At 30.8% G+C, this 20294-nt stretch carries 24 protein-coding genes and 1 riboswitch; of the genes, 21 read left to right on the top strand and 3 right to left on the bottom strand.

What is annotated here, in order from left to right:
* The first annotated feature begins 4 nt into the window (after window positions 1–4).
* From F594_RS0108030 to F594_RS0107990, 9 genes are all read left to right on the top strand, one after another.
* Complete coding sequence (locus F594_RS0108030) at window positions 5–427, top strand: ATP synthase subunit C (protein WP_009345532.1); 423 nt, start codon at window positions 5–7, stop codon at window positions 425–427.
* Window positions 427–732 (top strand): V-type ATP synthase subunit F, encoded by a 306-nt coding sequence (locus F594_RS0108025; RefSeq protein ID WP_004825552.1) that lies wholly within the window; start codon window positions 427–429, stop codon window positions 730–732. Before F594_RS0108030 ends, F594_RS0108025 begins: the two co-directional genes overlap by 1 nt.
* Window positions 733–742: 10 nt before the next feature.
* Window positions 743–1363 (top strand): V-type ATP synthase subunit E, encoded by a 621-nt coding sequence (locus tag F594_RS0108020; RefSeq protein WP_019035208.1) that lies wholly within the window; start codon window positions 743–745, stop codon window positions 1361–1363.
* Window positions 1360–3132: a V-type ATP synthase subunit A gene (locus tag F594_RS0108015; protein ID WP_019035207.1), complete on the top strand. Its 1773-nt coding sequence runs from the start codon at window positions 1360–1362 to the stop codon at window positions 3130–3132. Before F594_RS0108020 ends, F594_RS0108015 begins: the two co-directional genes overlap by 4 nt.
* On the top strand, window positions 3129–4517 hold the full coding sequence (locus F594_RS0108010) for a V-type ATP synthase subunit B (protein WP_019035206.1): 1389 nt from the start codon (window positions 3129–3131) through the stop codon (window positions 4515–4517). Before F594_RS0108015 ends, F594_RS0108010 begins: the two co-directional genes overlap by 4 nt.
* Window positions 4507–5133, top strand: coding sequence for a V-type ATP synthase subunit D (locus F594_RS0108005; protein WP_019035205.1), 627 nt, complete (start codon window positions 4507–4509; stop codon window positions 5131–5133). The genes F594_RS0108010 and F594_RS0108005 overlap by 11 nt, the downstream gene beginning before the upstream one ends.
* Window positions 5134–5218: 85 nt before the next feature.
* Window positions 5219–6625 carry an alanine/glycine:cation symporter family protein gene (locus tag F594_RS0108000; RefSeq protein WP_019035204.1) on the top strand — a complete coding sequence of 469 codons (1407 nt, stop codon included), beginning with the start codon at window positions 5219–5221 and terminating at the stop codon, window positions 6623–6625.
* A 118-nt stretch (window positions 6626–6743) separates the two neighbouring features.
* Window positions 6744–6923, top strand: a complete 180-nt coding sequence (gene rpsU, locus F594_RS0107995; RefSeq protein WP_004825452.1) for a 30S ribosomal protein S21 — start codon at window positions 6744–6746, stop codon at window positions 6921–6923.
* Window positions 6924–6935: 12 nt separating this feature from the next.
* Window positions 6936–7379, top strand: a complete 444-nt coding sequence (locus tag F594_RS0107990; protein ID WP_009345559.1) for a GatB/YqeY domain-containing protein — start codon at window positions 6936–6938, stop codon at window positions 7377–7379.
* A 36-nt stretch (window positions 7380–7415) separates the two neighbouring features.
* Here the strand turns inward: F594_RS0107990 and F594_RS0107985 are convergent, their stop codons facing one another.
* Window positions 7416–7874: a VOC family protein gene (locus F594_RS0107985; protein ID WP_019035203.1), complete on the bottom strand. Its 459-nt coding sequence runs from the start codon at window positions 7872–7874 to the stop codon at window positions 7416–7418.
* Between the two features lie 333 nt (window positions 7875–8207).
* On the opposite strand from F594_RS0107985, the gene F594_RS0107980 reads away from it, so the two are divergent.
* Genes F594_RS0107980 through F594_RS0107970 form a run of 3 tightly spaced genes read left to right on the top strand, consistent with a single transcriptional unit; the run spans window position 8208 to window position 10686 of the window.
* On the top strand, window positions 8208–9044 hold the full coding sequence (locus tag F594_RS0107980; RefSeq protein WP_019035202.1) for an NfeD family protein: 837 nt from the start codon (window positions 8208–8210) through the stop codon (window positions 9042–9044).
* A gap of 14 nt (window positions 9045–9058) precedes the next feature.
* Entirely contained in the window at window positions 9059–10051 is a 993-nt protein-coding gene (gene floA / locus F594_RS0107975) for a flotillin-like protein FloA (protein WP_019035201.1), read from the top strand.
* Window positions 10051–10686, top strand: coding sequence for a hypothetical protein (locus F594_RS0107970; RefSeq protein ID WP_019035200.1), 636 nt, complete (start codon window positions 10051–10053; stop codon window positions 10684–10686). Before floA ends, F594_RS0107970 begins: the two co-directional genes overlap by 1 nt.
* Window positions 10687–10825: 139 nt before the next feature.
* Here the strand turns inward: F594_RS0107970 and F594_RS0107965 are convergent, their stop codons facing one another.
* The gene (locus F594_RS0107965) at window positions 10826–12094 is read right to left on the bottom strand and encodes a bifunctional folylpolyglutamate synthase/dihydrofolate synthase (RefSeq protein ID WP_019035199.1); all 1269 of its coding nucleotides are present in this window, start codon (window positions 12092–12094) and stop codon (window positions 10826–10828) included.
* A 51-nt stretch (window positions 12095–12145) separates the two neighbouring features.
* Window positions 12146–12239: riboswitch (THF riboswitch) on the top strand.
* A gap of 36 nt (window positions 12240–12275) precedes the next feature.
* Here F594_RS0107965 and F594_RS0107960 point away from each other — a divergent pair.
* From F594_RS0107960 to brnQ, 4 genes are all read left to right on the top strand, one after another.
* Window positions 12276–12788: a folate family ECF transporter S component gene (locus F594_RS0107960; protein ID WP_009345611.1), complete on the top strand. Its 513-nt coding sequence runs from the start codon at window positions 12276–12278 to the stop codon at window positions 12786–12788.
* A 229-nt stretch (window positions 12789–13017) separates the two neighbouring features.
* On the top strand, window positions 13018–14379 hold the full coding sequence (locus F594_RS0107955; protein ID WP_019035198.1) for a TrkH family potassium uptake protein: 1362 nt from the start codon (window positions 13018–13020) through the stop codon (window positions 14377–14379).
* 3 nt (window positions 14380–14382) lie between these two features.
* Window positions 14383–15033: a potassium channel family protein gene (locus F594_RS0107950; RefSeq protein WP_009345602.1), complete on the top strand. Its 651-nt coding sequence runs from the start codon at window positions 14383–14385 to the stop codon at window positions 15031–15033.
* Window positions 15034–15137: 104 nt separating this feature from the next.
* A complete protein-coding gene (brnQ, locus tag F594_RS0107945; RefSeq protein ID WP_019035197.1) occupies window positions 15138–16448 on the top strand; it encodes a branched-chain amino acid transport system II carrier protein in 1311 nt (436 codons plus the stop codon).
* A gap of 51 nt (window positions 16449–16499) precedes the next feature.
* Here brnQ and F594_RS0107940 read toward each other — a convergent pair whose 3' ends face one another.
* Complete coding sequence (locus F594_RS0107940; protein WP_019035196.1) at window positions 16500–17498, bottom strand: ornithine cyclodeaminase; 999 nt, start codon at window positions 17496–17498, stop codon at window positions 16500–16502.
* Window positions 17499–17655: 157 nt separating this feature from the next.
* On the opposite strand from F594_RS0107940, the gene rplU reads away from it, so the two are divergent.
* From rplU to yhbY, 5 genes are all read left to right on the top strand, one after another.
* Complete coding sequence (gene rplU, locus F594_RS0107935; protein ID WP_009345513.1) at window positions 17656–17961, top strand: 50S ribosomal protein L21; 306 nt, start codon at window positions 17656–17658, stop codon at window positions 17959–17961.
* A complete protein-coding gene (locus tag F594_RS0107930; protein ID WP_004825649.1) occupies window positions 17961–18278 on the top strand; it encodes a ribosomal-processing cysteine protease Prp in 318 nt (105 codons plus the stop codon). Before rplU ends, F594_RS0107930 begins: the two co-directional genes overlap by 1 nt.
* A gap of 1 nt (window position 18279) precedes the next feature.
* A complete protein-coding gene (gene rpmA, locus F594_RS0107925; protein WP_004825429.1) occupies window positions 18280–18576 on the top strand; it encodes a 50S ribosomal protein L27 in 297 nt (98 codons plus the stop codon).
* 148 nt (window positions 18577–18724) lie between these two features.
* Complete coding sequence (obgE, locus tag F594_RS0107920; RefSeq protein ID WP_019035195.1) at window positions 18725–19990, top strand: GTPase ObgE; 1266 nt, start codon at window positions 18725–18727, stop codon at window positions 19988–19990.
* Between the two features lie 9 nt (window positions 19991–19999).
* Window positions 20000–20293 (top strand): ribosome assembly RNA-binding protein YhbY, encoded by a 294-nt coding sequence (yhbY, locus tag F594_RS0107915; RefSeq protein WP_004825470.1) that lies wholly within the window; start codon window positions 20000–20002, stop codon window positions 20291–20293.
* Window position 20294: the final 1 nt, after the last annotated feature.

Raw genomic sequence — 20294 nt, 5'->3', positions numbered from 1 at the left:
TATTATGGAAAAATTAATGATTTTATCAATTTTAGCCTTAGTTGCTATATTCGCAAGCACAGGTTATGTAATTCTTTCTAAACAAAAGAAGTCACAAAAATTTATTAGAGCTTTTATCAGACTTAACTTGATTATTTTTGTACCAGTAATTGTATTTGGAGTTATCACTTTAGTTCCAGAAATTACTAGAGCAGCAACAAATGCACCTCAACAAGGTAGCGGTTTAGGATTTTTAGCAGCAGGACTTTCAACAGGACTTGCTTCAATTGGTGCTGGTCTTGCAGTATCACAAGTAGGTGCCGCAGCAATTGGTGCTATTTCTGAAGACTCATCAATTTTAGGTAAGACTATGATTTACCTTGGACTAGCTGAAGGTATTGCAATTTACGGACTTATTATTTCTATAATGATTTTAGGTAGACTATAATGAAATCTATACTTCTATCTGACAGCAAAGATATAATAACAGGTCTTAGGTTGGCTGGAGTCAAAGGAGTATATTGCAAGGATAAAGAGGACCTTAAGAAGAATTTATATGCAGCTACTCATGATAATAATATTGGAATAATTATTTTAACACGAGGAGTTGAAGATAAAATCCAAGATGAGCTAATAAAAGTTAAAGAACAAAAAATGCCTCTTGTAGTTACAATTCCGGATTTGAAGAAGGGATTGGAAAAAGATTTTATTCTTAAATATATTAAGGACTCCATAGGAATTAAAATAAGTTGATGAGGTTAATATGATTTTACTAGAAAATAAAATTACAATTTTCACACATATGGTTTATGCCAAAAAAAGTGAAGAATGTAGAAAAAAATTAGAGGATGAAAAGAATTTATATAATCAAAAACTAAAAGAAAAAGAAGATGAGCTTAAAAAAACAGCTTCTGAAATTGTAAAAAGAAGAGTTGATCTAGCTAACAAAAATGGTTATGAATTAGTCTCAAAAGCTCATGAAGAAAATCGTATTGCCGAACTTTTTGAGGCTGAAAGACAATTAGATCAACTTTTGGAAAAGGTAAGGATAAGATTAAAAGATTATACAAAAACAGAAAATTATAGCGAGTATGTCCTTGGCACTTTTGCTAAAGCCTTAGAAGATTTAGATGATGATGAAATCTATGTGTATTTGAGAGATGCTGAGAGCGATGCTTTAAAAGACAAAATATTGGAAGAGGCTAAACGCCATAATATTTCAGTGGAATTTAAAAGATTGCCTGAAAAATTAATTGGTGGATTAATAATTTCTGATAAAAATGGGAACTACGAAATAAATCTGAGTCTATCTGAAAAAATTGAAGATAGTCGTTATAAGATTGGTTCAATGTTACATTTGATAATGAAAGAGGTGGAAGATTGAATACAGCTTATATAAAAAGCGTTGATGGCCCCGTAGTTGTTGGTTACAACATGAAGGATTTTAAAATCCGTGAAATGGTTGTAGTAGGTGAAGAAAAGTTAATTGGGGAAGTTATATCTATAGAAAAAGACTTGGGTACAGTACAAGTTTATGAAGAAACACAAGGCTTAAGAGCTGGAAGTCCAATAGTTTCAACTGGGGCTCCACTATCTGTAAAACTTGGTCCTGGTCTGATATCAAATATTTTTGATGGTATTGAAAGACCTCTTACAAATATTAAAGATAAGCATGGCAATTTTATGCCAGAAGGTATAGGCTTAATTTCTCTTGACACCGAAAAACTTTGGCAAACTCACTTCCTTGTAAAGGTAGGAGATAAGGTTAGTCAAGGTCAAATATTTGCTGAAGTTCCTGAAACAGATATAATCACACATAAAGTTCTTATACCAATTGGAGTTGAGGGAGAAGTTGTTTCAGTAAAAAGTGACGGTAAATACAATATAGAAGAAGAAGTTCTTATAGTTAGGGACAAGGAAGGAAATGAAATTTCTGTAAAAATTAGCCAAGATTGGCCAGTCAGAGTTCCAAGACCATGCTTAGAAAGACTTCCAATAAATAAGCTTTTAGTTACAGGACAAAGAATTTTTGATGTATTTTTCCCTTTAGCTAAGGGTGGTACAACAGCAATACCAGGAGGATTTGGTACAGGTAAAACTATGACCCAACACCAAATTGCAAAATATTGTGATGCTGATATTATTGTTTATATCGGTTGCGGTGAACGTGGTAATGAAATGACAGAAGTTCTTGAAGATTTTCCAAAATTAATGGACCCCAACACTGGTAAACCTTTGATGTCAAGAACAATTTTAATTGCAAATACATCAAATATGCCAGTAGCTGCCCGTGAAGCCAGCATTTATACAGGGGTAACTATCGCTGAATATTTTAGAGATCAAGGATATCACGTTGCTTTAATGGCTGACTCTACATCACGTTGGGCTGAAGCTTTAAGAGAAATTTCTGGACGTTTGGAAGAAATGCCTGCAGAAGAAGGATACCCAGCATATTTACCATCAAGGGTTGCAGAGTTCTATGAAAGAGCTGGTTATGTGGAAAGTTTTTCAGGACATGAAGGTTCAGTAACACTTATTGGTGCTGTATCTCCAGCTGGTGGGGACTTTTCTGAACCAGTTACTGAAAACACAAAAAGATTTGTTAATGTATTTATCGCCTTAGATAAAGACCTTGCCTACGCAAGACACTATCCTGCAATTAACTGGATGAATTCATACTCACAATATAATGATGCACTTAAAAATTACTATGATATAAATCTTGATGGTGATTTACCTAAATTAAAGAATAAATTTTTAGACCTTTTGCATCAAGAAGCTAAATTAAATGAAATTGTAATGCTTGTTGGTGAAGATGTATTACCTAATGAATCAAGGTTAGTGCTTGAAATTTCAAGAGTGGTAAAGGTTGGATTTTTACAACAAAATGCTTTTAATGATACAGATACCTTTGTGCCTTTAACTAAACAATTTGAAATGCTAAAAACAATTGATCTTCTTTATGAAGAAGGTAAAAAAGCATTATCTGAAAATATTCCAATATCCATAATCAGAAATGACGAAATTTATGGCGAAGTAATTAATATGAAATATAATATTGGAAATGACCAAATGGATAAGTTTGTAGAATTAAATAATAAAGTTAGAAGTTTTTATTCCAATCTTATGGTGAAGTATGAGGTGACGGAATGAAAAAAGAATATTTTACACTAGAAAAAATTGAAGGCTCATTGATCGAAGTTACAAATCTCCACCAAGTTTCTTATGGAGAAGTTGTTAAGATTAAATCAAAAACCACAGATGAAACACAAGTTGGTGAAGTCGTAAAAATTGATGACAACAGAGCTCTTGTTCAAGTTTATGGAACAAATATGGGAGTTTCTGGAAATAATACTGGCTTGGAATTTACGGGAGTTCCCTTTGAAGTTCCTCTATCTAAAGAAATATTAGGTCGTGTTTTTAACGGTATTGCAAAACCAATAGACAGAGGTGGAGATATTTATTCAGGTAAATTCTACAATGTTAGTGGTAGACCTATTAATCCAGTAGCCAGAGAATATCCAAGAAACTTTATTCAAACTGGTATTTCTTCAATTGATGGACTTATGACTCTAATTAGAGGTCAAAAACTTCCTATATTTTCAGGATCAGGACTTGACCACAATCAATTAGCAGCGCAAATAGTTAGACAAGCTAAAATTTCAGGAGATAAAAATGAAAATTTTGCCATAGTTTTTGCTGCAATTGGAGTTAAACATGATGAAGCTGATTTTTTCAGAGAAGCTTTTAAAAATGCCGGAGTTAATGAAAGGGTTGTAATGTATATCAATTACGCAGACGATCCTATTATGGAAAGACTTATAACACCAAAATGTGCATTGACTGCTGCTGAATATTTAGCTTACGAAGAAAATACTCATGTGCTTGTTATTATGACAGATATTACATCATATGCTGAAGCGCTTCGTGAAGTTTCATCAGGTAGAGAAGAAGTTCCTTCTCGTAAGGGTTATCCAGGTCACCTTTATTCAGATTTGGCTGCTTTGTATGAAAGAGCAGGAATGATAAAGGGAATTGATGGTTCAGTAACTCTTATACCAATTTTGACAATGCCCTCAGATGATATTACACACCCAATAGCCGACTTGACAGGATATATTACAGAAGGACAAATAGTTCTTTCTCGTGACTTACAAGGAAGCGATATTTATCCACCTATTAATATTCTACCTTCTCTTTCAAGATTAATGAAAGACGGTATAGGTGAAGGATACACAAGAGAAGACCATGCAGATTTATCTGCCCAACTTTTCTCATCTTATTCTAGGGTTCAAGATGTTAGGGCTTTGGCTCAAATTATTGGACAAGATGACTTATCTGATGGAGATAAGAAAGTTTTGGAATTTGGAACAGCTTTTGAAAAGGAATTTTTATCTCAAAAACAAGATGAAAATAGGTCTATTGGTGAAACACTAGATTTAGGTTGGAAATTGCTTAGAATTTTACCACGTGAATATCTGGACAGAATCAGCCCAAAATATGTGGAAAAATATTTAGGTGATGAAAATGGCAACTAAGGTAGTTCCTACAAAGGCTAATCTTTTAGCAATAAAGGCTCAACTTTCTTTTGCAAGAAAAGGTTATGAACTTTTAGACAGAAAAAGAACTGTTCTTATTAAGGAAATAATGGAATTAAATAAAAAGGCCGAAAATTTGCAGGAAGAAATTTCAAAGACTTTTGATAAGACATATGATTCTTTAAAATCAGCAACAGTATCAATGGGTAGTGAGCTTCTTTCTGAAATTTCAAAAGATGTGGCACCTGAAGAAGATTTTGAAATTATTAATCGTTCAGTTATGGGTGTTGATATTCCTGAAATAAAGTTTAATAAGAAAAAAGTTAAAACAGAATATTCTTTCCATGATTCAACTATGGATTTAGATGATACTTCTATAAATATGCAAAATTTATTGTATTTAATTTATGAATTGGCTCAGATTGAATCTTCATGTATAAGACTTGCTGATGAAATTAAGAAAACAGTAAAAAGAGCTAATGCCTTAGACAAAATTCAAATTCCGAGATTTGAAAATACAGTAAAATATATTGAAGATATTTTAGGAGAAAAGGAAAGAGAAGACTTTTTTAGAATGAAGAAAGTTAAGAAAAGAAAAAAAGTAGTACAGAACTAATTTATTAAAACTAAAAGTTATGTTATAATCTATGGCATGCAAGATTTTGCATGCTATTTTTTATAATTTTTTAAGGAGAAGATATATGCTTGATTTAACTAATATTGTTAAAAATATTAATAGTATTTTGTGGGGACCACCTATGATGATAATATTGCTAGGTTTTGGAATTTTCTCCACTATTTATTTAGGATTTCCTCAGTTGAAAAGGTTGCCTATAGGTTTTAAATCGACGTTTGGAGGAATTTTTAATAAGAAAAAAACTAAAAAAGGCTCAATGTCATCTTTTCAAGCCTTGGCAACAGCAGTAGCTGCTCAAGTTGGTACAGGAAATATAGGTGGAGTTGCTGCCGCCATTTCAATGGGAGGTCCTGGAGCAGTTTTTTGGATGTGGATGACAGCAATTTTTGGTATGTCCACAATTTCAGTAGAGGCAATTCTTGCTCAAAAATACAGGAGAAGAAGAAACGGTGATTTAGTAGGTGGGCCTGCTTATTATTTATCACAAGGTCTAAAAAATAAAGGTTTTGAAAATCTAGGAAAGTTTTTAGCAACAACTTTTGCAGTTTTAATTGTTGTTGCCCTAGGCTTTGTTGGTAATATGGTGCAATCTAATTCCATAAGCCTTGCATTAGCAGAAGCTTTTAATATGCCTGCAATTATTATAGGTTTTGTTATTTCTGTTTTTGCTGCATTTATTTTTATAGGTGGAATGGGAAGAATTGCAAAGTTTGCAGAAACAGTCGTGCCATTTATGGCTGTAATTTATTTATTAGGTTCAATAGTTGTAATGGTAAGATTTTCAAATATGATTGGTCCTACTTTTAAAGCAATTTTTGAAGGTGCTTTTTCATCTAAGGCACTTTTAGGTGGAGCTACAGGTATTGCTGTTAAAACTGCCATAAGATATGGGATTGCAAGAGGACTTTTTTCCAATGAAGCTGGTATGGGTTCAACACCAAATTCTCATGCGGTTGCCCATGTTGATCATCCAGTAATACAAGGCTGCGTTGCAATGATTGGAGTTTTTGTTGACACTATGCTTGTATGTACTGCAACATCAGTGGTTGTAATTGCAACAAAGACTTATCAAATAGACAGCCTTCAATCTGTAATGATTACAATGGAAGCTTTTAAAATTGCTTTTGGAAAAGTTGGTTCATCTTTCTTGGCAATTTCTTTAACATTCTTTGCCTTCACCACTCTTGTAGGTTGGTATTATTTTGGAGAATCAAACATTAAATTTTTATTCAAGAAAAAAGTTTATTTGAGAATTTATCAATTTTTGGTACTTTTATTTATAATTTTAGGCTCAGTATTAAAAATTGAATTAGTTTGGGAAATGGCGGACATGTTTAATGGTCTTATGGTAATACCAAATATAATAGGTTTATTTATTTTATTAAAAGAAGTTAAAAAGATATATAGAGATTTTGACATAAGAAATAACAATGGAGAGATTTTATCATATAATTATTTATATGAAGATTAATTATCTGTAAATATTGATTTTATAGGAATTTGTAAAATAATATTGAAGTTTCTATTAATTTATTATATAATATTTCTGATGCCGAGAGGCGACTCTTTTCTATGAGAGGAGGGATATTTTGTCAGAAATTAGGGTTGGAGAAAATGAATCTTTAGACAATGCTCTTAAAAGATTTAAGAGACAATGCGCCAATAGTGGAGTTTTAAAAGAAGTTAGAAAAAGAGAACATTACGAAAAACCAAGCGTAAGAAGAAAGAAAAAATCTGAAGAAGCGCGTCGTAAAAAGCATAGATTCTAAAGAGGGTGAATTATGTCTATAAAAGACAAGTTAATGGCAGACCTTAAAGATGCAATGAAGAGCCATAACAAATTAAGAAAAGATGTTATAACTCTAATACGCTCAGCCATTAAACAAAGAGAAGTTGATGAACGTATTGAGCTTACTGACGAAGATATTCTCACAATTATATCAAAGCAGTTAAAAGAGAAAAAATCATCAATTGAAGATTTCAAAAAAGGAAATAGGGAAGATTTAGTAAAACAAACTGAAGACGAAATGAAAATTCTGTTGGAATATTTACCAAAACAGCTTTCCCAAGAAGATTTAAAAGAAATTGTAAAAGATGCAATTGATAAAGAAAATATTTCCTCAATGAAAGACATTGGAAAATTGATGAAAGCTGTCATGCCGCAAGTAAAAGGAAAGGCTGACGGTAACGCTGTTAATAAAATAGCAAGAGAATTATTAAATTAACCTAGGAAAATATCCTAGGTTTTTTTATTATAAGTATTAATCTATTGGTGTTATTGCTTCTAATATATTTCCGTCTGGGTCATAAAAATATAAGGCTTTACTTTTTCCCATACCATACTTTGTAGAATCAAATTCTTGAGGACTAGACATAGTTTTTACGTTTTTTGCTTTGAGCATTTCATAAAATTTTTCTATATCCCAAACTTCAAAACATAACTCTGAAATTGAAGTTTCAAATAAACTAGGACTTCTTTTTGTAATTGGAGTTCCAACAAACTCAATAAGCTCTATATCGGCTGGAGAATTTTCTTTTGAATAAGAAAGATATCCTACTTTTGCGTAAATATTTTTCTTTTGGAAAAGCTCATCTGAAGAAGCTCCCTCCATCACCATTTGACCCTTGTAGTATAAACCTAATATATCTCTATAAAATTCTATAGACCTTTGTAAATTTGTAACTGTAAGACCTATATGACTGACTTTTCTAATATACATAAGTAACCTCCTTATACGCTTATATTATAGTTTATAGATAATGATAATTGTTAAAAAACTTAATATATTTTAAAGTAAATTGATAAATTTTGGATTTTCAAATTGCCCTTGGAATTAAAATAAATTTATTACATATATGATTGTCTTATATTAAGGGGAAATATAGTGGTAGGAATATTAGATAATATTTTTAATTTAATATGGATTTTTCAAAACTATAGATACTTTTTTTATTATTTACACATTGTAACAAGAAAATAATATATAATATCTATTAGAATAAAAATTTCTTAGAAGGTATTTTTTATGGGTATAAATAAATAGGAGGTTTATATGAAGAAGTTTATAGCAATTATTTTAATGCTAATTTTTGCAGTTTCTTTTTCAAATGTTTTTGCCCAAGAAATTTTTGACAAGGATAGATCTTATACCTTATCTTATGTAAGCTCAAAAAATTATAGTGATCTTAGTTCTTCAAATAGAAATAATGAAGATAATTCTTTAGCAAACACTTTAGAGAAGCTACTGCTAAATAGAAATGTTCATAGAATTTTACTAACTATTGCCATGATGGCTATTGTCTTTGAAATTTTTAGTCCAGGGTTTGGTCTAGGTGGACTCATTTCAATAATAAGTATATTCCTATTCTTTTTAGGTACCTTTTCGGCAGGAAGTGCTAGTATAAGCAGTTTTGTTATGTTTATGGTTGGTATCATCCTTATCTTTATAGAACTTTTAGTCCCTGGTTTTGGTCTACCCGGTATTTCAGGTATGATTCTTTTAGCCTTAGGTTTAATTAATTCAATGGGAGATTTTACCTTTGCCCTAGTATCTTTGGCTATAGCTTTGATAATTTCCTTAATTCTTGGATTTATACTTTTTAAATTGGGTTATAATTTGAAAATTTTAGACAAATTTTTACTAAAAAAAGAATCTTCAAGCGAACAAGGTTATTTAAGCGTTGATAGTCCTTGTGTAAAAGTTGGAGATATTCTTTTAACTATAAGCCCTTTAAGACCTGTAGGAAAGGCAAGACTTATAAATAATAAGGAAGATGAAAGATGTAAGGGAGAATTTGAGGTTATTTCTTCAAATTCTTATATAGATAAAGATGAAAAAGTTGTTATAATAAAAATTAGTGGTTCAAAAATTTTTGTTGAAAAAAATTGATTAAAGGAGTGTATATGACTAATATTTTTCAAGTTGGTTCTTTAGGAATCATAATCTTAGTGTTCGTATTTTTAATAATGTTTTTTTCTTTTGTACCTGTGGGACTTTGGATTACGGCATTTTTCTCAGGTGTAAGAATTAAAATTTCTGATCTTGTGGGTATGAAGTTAAGACGTGTAAGACCATCAAGGATTGTAAATCCATCCATAAAGGCTACAAAAGCAGGTCTTAACCTTGATATTTCTGGTCTTGAAGCCCACTACTTAGCAGGAGGAAATGTAAATACTCTTGTAGATGCCTTAATTGCTGCCCAAAGAGCAAACATACCTCTTCAATTTGAAAGAGCTGCAGCTATAGATTTGGCTGGTAGAAATGTTTTGGAAGCTGTGCAAGTTTCTGTAAATCCAAAAGTTATAGAAACTCCAAATATTTCAGCGGTTGCTCAAGATGGTATTGAAGTTATTGTAAAAGCAAAAGTTACAGTAAGGGCAAACATTGATAGACTTGTCGGTGGAGCTGGAGAAGAAACTATAATAGCTAGAGTTGGTGAAGGTATTGTAACAACTGTAGGTTCTTCTAAATCTTATAAATCAGTTTTGGAAAATCCAGACACAATTTCAAAAGTAGTTTTAGAAAAGGGACTTGATTCTGGAACAGCTTATGAAATTTTATCAATTGATATTGCAGATGTAGATGTAGCTAGAAATATAGGTGCTAGGCTTCAAACAGACCAAGCTGAAGCTGATAAGAGAATTGCTGAAGCAAAGGCTAGCGAAAGACGTGCCATGGCTCTTGCTCGTGAACAAGAAATGAAGGCTGAAGTTGAAGCTATGAGAGCTAAGGTTGTTGAAGCAGAATCAGAAGTTCCTATTGCAATGGCACAAGCTTTAAAATCTGGAAATTTAGGAGCTATAGATTATTATAAGATTAAAAATTTAAATTCAGATACAGATATGAGAAATTCTATCTCTAAGACCAGTGATAAAACTAAAAAGGAAAATAAATAATGCCAAAAATTTCAATTTTTTTAATTATTGTTGCTTACGCTTTTTCTTTGTCTAACATTTTAAAGAAGTCGAAGGCGAGAGGAAGAGTAAAAACATCTTCTAAGGAAACAGAATATTCCAAAAAACTTAAAGAAAATAAAGAAAGAGAAATAAAATTCTCATCTGAAAGTGCTAAAAGAAATAGGGAGATTATAAAGAGCATTTCTAAAAATCCTATTCTTACAAATAAAAAACTTCAAAAAGAACCACGAAGTCCAGAATATAATAGTGCATTTCAAGAGTTGAAGGACATCTTATCTCATGGAGTTGATTCAAATAGAGAAATGGCACATGATTTTGTTAAAAATTTATTTGAAAAGAAGGAAAACAGTAATGTAAAAAAATTTGACAATAAGGAATATTTGAGAAAGGCCCAAGAGGAAAAAAATCAGATAAAGGCATACTATGACCAGTTAGAAAAAAAAGAAGAAGCTTACAAAATGGAAATCAAAAAAGCTTCTGATGACGTTGAAGTTAGTGGAAAAGATAGTGAAAAAACTGATTCAAGGGAATTTGATTTGCATTTTTTGGATTCAGACCTGGCCAATGCTGTTATTATAAAAGAAATTTTAGACAAGCCTTTGTCTTTGAGATAATTTGATACAAATTTCTGATTAAATAAGTTTATTTGGCGGACTTTTCTTTAGGACAACCCTTGAAAAAAATAATTAATTTAATTTTCTATTTAAAAAAAGTAGCAGTTTCATATTGCTACTTTTTTCTTTAATTAATTATCTATTTATGATTTTTTAAAAAACGCCTTATATCTTTTATTAGATATAAACTTCCACACCACAATATTAAATCTTTTTTAGAGGAGAGCTCTAGAGTTTTATTAACTGCTTTTTCTATATCAGTTTCCATATAAATTTTCTTATCAGTATAAGATTTAAAAATGTTATATAAATCATTTATATCTGATTTTCTATCAGAATCAATGTCTGTTAAAACAACTGTATCTGCATATTTTGCCAATTTTTTTATTATTTTTTCTCTTTCTTTATCCCTTAATATTGAAAAGCCAAGAATTAATTTTTCATAATTAAATTTATTTAAGTTTGATATCAGAGAATTTATAGATTCTTCGTTGTGAGAGCCATCCATTAAAATCAAAGGTTTATCTGATATGATTTCTAACCTTGCTGGGTTTGTTGTCTTATAAATTCCTTGCCTTATTTTTTCATCATCAAGTACAAAAAAATTTTTTAAATAGCTAAGTATTGATAGGGCAAGAGATGCATTGTAGACTTGATGTCGACCAATTAATGATGTCCTAACATTTTTATATTCTCTAAAAGAAAATTCATTTCCATTTATATCCTCATTTATAATATTAATTTCTGAAAAATCAAACTTGTAAATTTCAGAATTATTTTCATCGGCAATTTCTTTTAACTCTTTGTAAACTTCTTCTTTTTGGGGGTACAAAAAAGTTGGTCTAGATTTTTTTATTATTCCTCCCTTATTCCATGCAATTTCTTTTAAAGTTTTTCCTAAGAGATTTGCATGGTCAAGGGATATGCTTGTAAAAGCACTAAGTAGAGGTGATTTCATAACATTTGTTGCATCAAATCGTCCACCCATGCCAACCTCAATAATTGCAACATCAACTTTTTTTTCATAGAAATAAAGAAAAGCTGCTGCAACTTGTATTTCAAATCCTGTTACATACTTATTAATTTTATCCATTTCTAAAACAATTGGATAAATTTTTGCCAATACATTTTCATAATCTTCATTTGAAATTTTTTGTCCATTTATCTCAATAGAATCATTAATATCTGTCATATAAGGAGATGTAAAAGTTCCTACCTTATAATTATTAAGAAAAAGAGCATTTTCAAGGTAAAATACTAATGAGCCTTTGCCATTAGTACCACTTATATGGATAGTTTTAATCCTATCTTGAGGCTTATTTAATTTTTCTAGAAGAAAGGCTACATTTTCAACAGTAAAATCCACCATAGGTGTTTTTCTTTCTATTAACCATTTTATATATGTCATATTAACCTCTTTTACTTGTTTTAATTTTTAGTTTATTCTATAATGGATATTAACAGAGTAGGTAAAGAGCGTCAAGTGCTAAGAGATGGGTAGTTGCTCTTAGACGAAAAGCAGAGTCTTATGATTCTTTATTGCGACCGCTGTTTAGCTCTGTCTTATTTTTAAGAAAGGAGCTTTTTTTATGCAAAGACAAGTCATGTCTACAAAAACTTTAACAAGATCAGCTATTTTAGTTGCTCTTGCAATTATTTTAACTAGGTTTTTGTCTGTGATGCTTACAGAAAATTTGAGATTAGGAATAGGTTGGATGCCAATTGTTCTTACAGGTACTTTATACGGTCCCTTTGTCGGAGCTATTTGTGGTGTAGTTGAAGATTTATTAGGGATTATTATTAATTCTCAAGGAACAGTGCATTTTGGTTTTACTTTATCCGCAATGCTTACAGGCTTAATTCCAGGACTTATTTCCTACTATTTCATGAAGAATAAGTCAGATAATCTAGTTATTGCAGTTTCGTGCATAGCAGTAGCTATAATTGTTCATTGTCTATTAAATACCTTATGGTTATCACAATTATATGGCAATGGATTTTTAGTCTTGCTACCAACAAGGGTAGTAAAGGTTGCTATTGAAACATTTTTGGTTATTGTTACTGGACAAATTACAAACAGATTATTAAAAAAAATATATTGATTTATATTAAAATAATAAGTGGGTGGCTCTTGTCACCCTTCTTTTTATATCTTTTTATCAAATTGTGAATATCATAGCTTTGGCATAGGATATTTAATTTTTTATCAGAGTATTTTTATATATAAGCTTTATAATTTTCTTTTACAAAAATTTAATTTAATAATTATGTAAATTTCTGTTTCTTTTTTTTCATTTTAAGTATATATTAGATAACAGGGAGTTTTATTGAATGAAAAATAAATTGTTTAAAATTTTTAAAGCTATTATTAAAAGATGGGTGAAAAAGCCAGAACTTATTATATCCCTATCTTTTTTAATTTTAATTTTAATAGGTGCGATTCTTTTGGCATTACCTATTGCATCCAAAAATGGAAAATCAATAGGCTTTATTAATGCCCTATTTACATCAGCATCCGCATCTTGTGTTACAGGGCTTGTTGTAGTTAATACAACTTCGTATTGGTCAGTTTTTGGAAAGTTTGTAATTATTTTACTTATTCAAATGGGCGGTCTTGGAACAATGCTTATCATTTCTTTAGTATCTTTGATGTTAGGAAGAAAGATAGGACTTACTGAAAGACTTCTTATTAAAGAAGGGGCAGGACTGGATTCTTATAGCGGCATAGTTAAATTATCAAAAAATATCATTATATTTTCTTTAGTGGTAGAATTTATGGGAGCTTCAGTTTTATATATAAGACTTAATCAAATTTATGGTGCTTTTACAGGCTTAATATATTCTTTATTCCATTCTATCTCAGCTTTTTGTAATGCTGGCTTTGATATTTTTGGAAATTCCTTAGTAGACTTTAAGGGAGATCTGGTAATTAATTTAAGTATTGCATTTCTAATAATCATTGGAGGTTTGGGATATTCAGTTTTTTATGATGTATATAAGTCTAGAAGATTTAGAAAATTAGCCCTACATTCTAAAGTGGCTTTAACTATTACAGCATTTTTGATATTATTCGGGACAATTTCATTTTATCTATTGGAATATAAAGAACCATCTATGCATGGATTCACACAAAAAGAAAAAATTTTGTCTTCGTTTTTTATGTCGGTAACTTCAAGAACGGCTGGTTTTAATTCTCTTAATATAGGATTAATGAAAGGTTCATCAGTTGTTTTAACAATTTTACTAATGTTTATTGGTGCTTCACCGGCATCAACTGGAGGAGGTATTAAGACAACAACTTTTGGGGTTTTAGTTATGAGTACTTTCTCGGTTTTAAGAGGAGATGAAGAGGTTTCAATTTTCAAAAAGAGAATACCAATGGAAGTAATTTTAAGATCCATTACAATATTCTTTTTAGCTTCAGGTATTGTTTTATTTGTATCAATGGTTATAACTCTTATAGAGGGTGAAAAATTTTTCTTCCTTGATATACTTTATGAAACTGTTTCAGCCTTTGGTACTGTCGGTATTACAAGGGGGATAACTCCATTTCTTTCAAATATTTCAAAAATAATATTGACGTTTTTAATGTTTATAGGTAGAGTTGGTCCAACTACTGTAGCCTTGGGAGTATTGAAGAGAAAAAATAAAAAATTAACAAAATATGCAAAAGGAAAAATTATAGTGGGGTAAAATATGAGAAATTTTGTAGTAATAGGCTGTGGAAGATTTGGTTCCACAGTTGCTAAAAGATTATATGAATTAGGGCAAGATGTAATGGCAGTTGATAAGGATGAAGAATTAATCAATAGAATTGCGCCTAATGTTACAACAGCAGTTGTCTGTGACGTTACAGATGAAAATGCTGTAAAAGAATTGGGACTTTCCAATTTTGATGTGGCGATAGTTAGTGTTGCCCAAAATTTAGAGGCAGAAATCCTAGCAGTTTTATCTTGTAAAGAGGCTAACATAAAAAAGATTGTTGCAAAAGCATCTAATAACAGGGCTGGTGAAATCTTATCCCGTGTAGGTGCAGATAAAATAATAGAGCCAGAAAAAGAAATGGGGCATAGGTTAGCGGATATTTTATCTGGAGAAAATATTATTGATTCTATAGAATTTTCTAAAGATTATTCTATTGTTGAAGTTGAAGTTGATAAAAATTGGATTGGAAAAAAATTAATGGATCTGAAGTTTAGGGAAAAATATAAATGTTCTATACTTTTTATTCAAAGAGAAAAAGAAATGTTTGTTAATCCATCCTTTGACTTCGTTATAGAGGGTGATGATTTAATTACCGTTTTAGGTGAAAATAAATATATAAACAAAATCAAGAAAACCTACTAAAAAATCAATTTAGTGGCTTTATTACCTTGAAATATCTTTAGAAAAGGGTTAAAATAACCCTTATACATTTTACTTACTGAATAAATTTTATAAAGGAGGAGATTATGATTAAAGGGAGAATGACTAAAATCTTAGTCATTGGTTTTGCACTTTTCGCCATGTTTTTTGGGGCTGGAAATTTAATTTTCCCACCTTATCTTGGCTTCATAAGTGGTAGTAAATGGGGACTTTCTACCCTAGGATTTAGCATCGCTGATGCGGGCTTTGGTCTTATTGGTATTATAGCCCTGGCTAATTTTGATGGTGATATAATTAAACTTGGTTCAAGAGTTAATAGAAAATTTGCGGTGGCAGTATCTTTAGCAATAATTCTTTGTATTGGACCTTTTCTTGCAATGCCAAGAACAGCAGCGACATCTTATGAAATTGCAATAATTCCAATATTTGGTGATTCTTTTTCTAAATATCTTTTTTCCTTTATTTTCTTTTTGGTATGTATTTTATTAACAATAAGAGCAAATAGAGTTGTAGATATTGTAGGGAAATTTTTAACTCCAGCTTTACTTGTTTCTGTAGGAATTTTAATTATAAAAGCTTTCATTCATCCTGTTGGACCAATAGCTGATAAGGCTCTTGTAGATGGTGTAATAAGAAAGGGCCTTCGTGACGGCTATCAAACTATGGATGCACTTGCAAGCTGTATGTTTTCCCTTGTAGTTATCGGTGAAGTTAAAACTTTAAAATTAAATGACAAAAATAAAGAATTTAAAATGACAATTTTATCCGGTCTAACTGCAACTATTTGTCTAGCTCTTGTATATGGAGGTCTTGCTCATATCGGTGCAACTTATTCAGGAAATATGCTTGTGCCTATTGATATAGATAATACAAAATTATTAGTAGATATTACTAACAGAGTTTTGGGTACAGTTGGCGTTTATGTAATTGCAATAATTGTTCTTCTTGCTTGTTTAACTACAGCAATAGGACTTGTATCAGCCACTGCTTCTTATTTTACTAATCTATTAAATGGAAGATTTTCTTATAGGCAATTAGTTGTAGTTGCAGCAGTTGTTAGTGGATTCATATCAGTTTTGGGAGTTTCTGAAATTATAAAAATTTCTGCACCAATTCTTGAAGTAATATATCCTTGTATTACAACTCTTATAATTCTTGGTATGTTTAACAAGTGGATAAAATATGATTTAGTTTATCAAATTCCAGTATATATTAATTTAATTTTGGGATTTTTGGCAGTTCTTGTTGAACGTGGAATTTCAAGCCCCTTGCAAAAACTTTTTGACATATTACCTTTAACAAAACTCGGTTTATATTGGGTTGTGCCAATGATAGTCGGTGTATTAATAGCTCTTATAATTTCAAAATTTAAAGAAGGCAAAGCAGAAGAAGCTTAAAAATCAAATATAAATATCAACGGCTGGTCTATAAAAGACTCAGCCGTTTTTTTAAAATTCTAAAAATTCTCCTATATTATTTTTTATAGCTTTTTTATATATCTTTTCTCCAACAACAAGGTCTAAAACTGCAGTTCCTACTGCTTTAAACCAAGTTATTTCATCATCATTTTCTCTAGGTTTTTTATTTCCTTTTATGAGTTGACCTATTTCACCAGTAATTTTATCTTTAGAAAATTCTCCCTTATTTATAGGAATAATAACATCACCAGATTCAGATAAAACAGCATCATAAGAATCAAAATAGATTTTTGAAGATTTTTTTAGAACTTCTACAGGAGTTTCCTGAGCATCAGGTGTATAGGAGCCTATAGAATTTATGTGAGTTCCTTTTTTTATTAGCTTGCCATCAAAGCTAGGGGTTTTTGAAGTAGTTACAGTCGTAATTATATCGGCTTTAGGTACAATATCGTTAGGAGATTTTATAGGCATTATTTTTACATCAAATTTATCTTTGAATTTTTCTTGCATTTCAAAAGAAAATTCTTGAGCACGTTTGAAATTAGTATCAGATACATAAACTTCTTCAATTTGACGGACTGTCAAGACAGCTTCAAGTTGGGATTGAGCCTGACCGCCTGTACCTATAAGTAAAAATATTTTTGAATCTTTTCTTGAAAGATATTTTGATGCAACTCCAGACATTGCCCCTGTTCTTAATCTTGTAAGTATAGTTCCATCAATAATTGCTTTTACAAAACCTGTTTGTGCATCTAAAAGAATCATAGTTGAAGGAGCCGAAGGTAAGTTTTTATTAATATTTTCAGGATAAATTGAAATAATTTTTTGACCAGAAATCTCTTCTTCAGGTATATAACCAGGCATATATAAGGCTTGACCTTTGTATTTTTTTATATCAACATTTGTCCTTAAGGGAATATTTGCATTTTTATCTGAAGTGATAACAAAAGCTTTTTCGTCTTCTTCTATAACTTCTTTCATGGAAATAGCCCTAAGAATATAATCTTTATTTAAAAATAATATTTTCATATTTCCCTCCTTAGTATTATAATAACTAAAGAAGGGAAAATTGTAAAATTTTTCTTGATACTTTTGGCTATTTATGCTATTATACTTAAATGTAACCGCACAGAAAAGGTCAAAAATTTTACCTTTATGGCGAGTCTTGTAATGAGGAGGTGCTACAATGTACGCAGTAATTGAAACAGGTGGTAAACAATATAGAGTTTGTCAAGGTGATAAGATTAAGGTTGAAAAACTTGATATCAAAGAAGGAGAAAAAGTAACTTTTGATAAAGTTTTAGTTATTTCTGATAATGGTATTAAGGTTGGAAAGCCATACCTTGAAGGAGCAAAAGTAGAAGGCAAAGTTCTTTTACAAGCAAAAGATAAGAAAGTTGTTGTTTACAAATATAAAGCTAAGAAGAATCAAAGAAGTAAGAAAGGACATCGTCAACCTTTCAGCCTAGTTGAAATCGAAAATATAGGTTAATGACTAAGATAAAATTTTTCAAAGAAAAAGATTATTATTACGGCTTTAAAGCTAGTGGTCATGCTGATGGTGGAGAGTATGAAAGAATAGTTTGTGCAGGAATATCTGCCCTTACTGAAACTTTTTACTTTTCCTTAATAGAGCTTTTAGGTTTTCGTGATGAGGACATAAAAGAAGAAGTCAGCGACGGTTTTTTAAGCATAAAAATTTGTGAAAATTATATAGATGATAAGGTTCAATTTGCTTTTAAGTATTTAATTTTAGGACTTAAGAAGATAGATGAAACTTATCCCCGTTATTTAAAATTGGAGGTGTGATATGATAAAGTTTAATTTGGAACTTTTCTCTTCTAAAAAGGGAGTTGGTTCTTCTAAGAATGGTCGTGATTCTAATGCTAAAAGACTTGGTGTTAAGAAGGGTGACGGTTCTTATGTGCTTGCAGGCTCTATCCTTGTAAGACAAAGAGGAACAAAAATAAACCCAGGAGAAAATGTTGGACGTGGTGGAGATGACACACTTTTTGCTAAGGTTGATGGAAAAGTTTCTTTCGTAACTAAAGGTAAGGGCGGAAAGAAATATGTCAATGTTTTTCAAGAAGATGTTGAACTTGCATAAACATTCAATATAATATATGAAATATTTAGTTAAATTAGTATTAGGGGTTGTCAAAAGGCGACCTCTTTTTTTCACTAATATTTAACAGGTCTTTCACAGTTTAGAAATGGTATTGTTGTATACTTATATAAATTAGAAGGAGTCATAAATGTTTATAGATAGTGCAAAAATAAGATTAAAGGCAGGACGAGGCGGAGATGGAGCCGTAGCTTGGAGACGTGAAAAGTATGAACCTGCAGGAGGACCTCATGGAGGAGATGGAGGACGAGGCGGAGATGTAATAATTAAAGCTGACGAAGGCCTTCATACCCTAATGGATTTTAGATATAAAAGAGAGTATAAGGCCCAAAATGGGGAAAACGGAATGAACAAGTTAAAATATGGTAAGGCTGGAGAAGACATTATCTTAAAAGTACCTGTTGGAACTTTGGTTAAGGATGAAGAAACAGGTGGAGTTATTTATGACTTTAAAAATAAGGATGATGAATTTGTAATTTGTCACGGTGGTCGTGGAGGTCATGGTAATGCTAAATATAAAACTTCTACTAGACGTTCACCGAATTTTGCTCAAGCTGGAACCAAGGGTGAAGAAAGATCAGTTATTTTAGAACTAAAACTTCTAGCTGATGTTGGTCTTGTAGGTTTTCCTAATGTTGGAAAGTCTACGCTTTTATCCCAAGTTAGTAAAGCAAGACCAAAAATTTCAAATTATCATTTCACAACTCTTACACCTAATTTAGGTCTTGTCAGCTTAGGACCTGACGAATCTTTTGTTCTAGCAGATATACCGGGTTTAATTGAAGGAGCAAGCCAAGGTATTGGCTTAGGAGATGAATTTTTGAAACATATAGAAAGGACAGGAGTTTTAATTCATGTTTTAGATGTTTCGGGCTCTGAAAATAGAGATCCTTTAGAAGACTTTTACAAAATCAATGAAGAATTATATAATTATAATGAAAAACTTAGAGATAAGACTCAAATTATATTTGCAAATAAGATGGATATACCATCAAGTAAGGAAAATTTAGAAAAATTAAAAAAAGCCTTATCATCTAAGTATCAAATAATAGAAGGTTCTGCTGCAACGGGAGAAAATGTAAAATTATTAATGCAAAAGGCCTACCAATTGGTTCAAGAAAAGGGAATTGATTATAAGACCTATGATAAAGCTTATGTAGAAAATAAAGTAAGAGAAGAAGCAATTACAGTTAGAAAAGAAAATGATGATTATATCGTTGAAGGACCATATATTGATAAATTAATGAGATCTACCAATTTTAATGATTACGAATCTTTGAAATATTTTCAAGAAAATTTAAGAAAAAATAATGTTATTGAAAAACTGAAAAGTCTTGGTATAGAAGAAGGTCAATCAGTAAATATTGGTGGCTATGAATTTGAATTTTTTAACTAGGAGATGTATATGTTAAGAGGCAAAGATAGGTCTTATTTAAAATCTTTAGCAAATAATTTGGACCCTCTAGTTCAAATAGGAAAATTTGGGCTTTCTGAAAGCCTTTTTGATCAGTTAGATAAGTCTTTAGAAGATCATGAGCTTGTAAAGATAAAAGTTTTAAAAAATTCTCCAGTAGAAGCTAAGGAGATTGTGCAAGAAATACTTGAAAAAACAGGTGCTGAATTTGTTCAACAAATCGGTTCAAAATTAACAATTTATAGGCAATCAAAAGAAAATAAAAAGATTGAATTTGGAGAATAAA

Origin of the sequence: Peptoniphilus lacrimalis DSM 7455 (assembly GCF_000378725.1) — a bacterium.
GTDB lineage: Bacteria > Bacillota > Clostridia > Tissierellales > Peptoniphilaceae > Peptoniphilus_A > Peptoniphilus_A lacrimalis.
The sequence above is the reverse complement of the archived record's forward strand: the minus strand, read 5'-3'. Positions and strand labels throughout refer to the sequence as shown.

What these genes read in the sequence shown, in the direction of transcription:
- F594_RS0108030 (WP_009345532.1), top strand. Translation starts at nt 5, where the DNA reads ATGGAAAAATTAATGATTTTATCAATTTTAGCCTTAGTTGCTATATTC.
- F594_RS0108025 (WP_004825552.1), top strand. Translation starts at nt 427, where the DNA reads ATGAAATCTATACTTCTATCTGACAGCAAAGATATAATAACAGGTCTT.
- F594_RS0108020 (WP_019035208.1), top strand. Translation starts at nt 743, where the DNA reads ATGATTTTACTAGAAAATAAAATTACAATTTTCACACATATGGTTTAT.
- F594_RS0108010 (WP_019035206.1), top strand. Translation starts at nt 3,129, where the DNA reads ATGAAAAAAGAATATTTTACACTAGAAAAAATTGAAGGCTCATTGATC.
- F594_RS0108005 (WP_019035205.1), top strand. Translation starts at nt 4,507, where the DNA reads ATGGCAACTAAGGTAGTTCCTACAAAGGCTAATCTTTTAGCAATAAAG.
- F594_RS0108000 (WP_019035204.1), top strand. Translation starts at nt 5,219, where the DNA reads ATGCTTGATTTAACTAATATTGTTAAAAATATTAATAGTATTTTGTGG.
- F594_RS0107990 (WP_009345559.1), top strand. Translation starts at nt 6,936, where the DNA reads ATGTCTATAAAAGACAAGTTAATGGCAGACCTTAAAGATGCAATGAAG.
- F594_RS0107985 (WP_019035203.1), bottom strand. Translation starts at nt 7,874, where the DNA reads ATGTATATTAGAAAAGTCAGTCATATAGGTCTTACAGTTACAAATTTA.
- F594_RS0107980 (WP_019035202.1), top strand. Translation starts at nt 8,208, where the DNA reads ATGAAGAAGTTTATAGCAATTATTTTAATGCTAATTTTTGCAGTTTCT.
- floA (WP_019035201.1), top strand. Translation starts at nt 9,059, where the DNA reads ATGACTAATATTTTTCAAGTTGGTTCTTTAGGAATCATAATCTTAGTG.
- F594_RS0107970 (WP_019035200.1), top strand. Translation starts at nt 10,051, where the DNA reads ATGCCAAAAATTTCAATTTTTTTAATTATTGTTGCTTACGCTTTTTCT.
- F594_RS0107965 (WP_019035199.1), bottom strand. Translation starts at nt 12,094, where the DNA reads ATGACATATATAAAATGGTTAATAGAAAGAAAAACACCTATGGTGGAT.
- F594_RS0107960 (WP_009345611.1), top strand. Translation starts at nt 12,276, where the DNA reads ATGCAAAGACAAGTCATGTCTACAAAAACTTTAACAAGATCAGCTATT.
- F594_RS0107955 (WP_019035198.1), top strand. Translation starts at nt 13,018, where the DNA reads ATGAAAAATAAATTGTTTAAAATTTTTAAAGCTATTATTAAAAGATGG.
- F594_RS0107950 (WP_009345602.1), top strand. Translation starts at nt 14,383, where the DNA reads ATGAGAAATTTTGTAGTAATAGGCTGTGGAAGATTTGGTTCCACAGTT.
- brnQ (WP_019035197.1), top strand. Translation starts at nt 15,138, where the DNA reads ATGATTAAAGGGAGAATGACTAAAATCTTAGTCATTGGTTTTGCACTT.
- F594_RS0107940 (WP_019035196.1), bottom strand. Translation starts at nt 17,498, where the DNA reads ATGAAAATATTATTTTTAAATAAAGATTATATTCTTAGGGCTATTTCC.
- rplU (WP_009345513.1), top strand. Translation starts at nt 17,656, where the DNA reads ATGTACGCAGTAATTGAAACAGGTGGTAAACAATATAGAGTTTGTCAA.
- F594_RS0107930 (WP_004825649.1), top strand. Translation starts at nt 17,961, where the DNA reads ATGACTAAGATAAAATTTTTCAAAGAAAAAGATTATTATTACGGCTTT.
- rpmA (WP_004825429.1), top strand. Translation starts at nt 18,280, where the DNA reads ATGATAAAGTTTAATTTGGAACTTTTCTCTTCTAAAAAGGGAGTTGGT.
- obgE (WP_019035195.1), top strand. Translation starts at nt 18,725, where the DNA reads ATGTTTATAGATAGTGCAAAAATAAGATTAAAGGCAGGACGAGGCGGA.
- yhbY (WP_004825470.1), top strand. Translation starts at nt 20,000, where the DNA reads ATGTTAAGAGGCAAAGATAGGTCTTATTTAAAATCTTTAGCAAATAAT.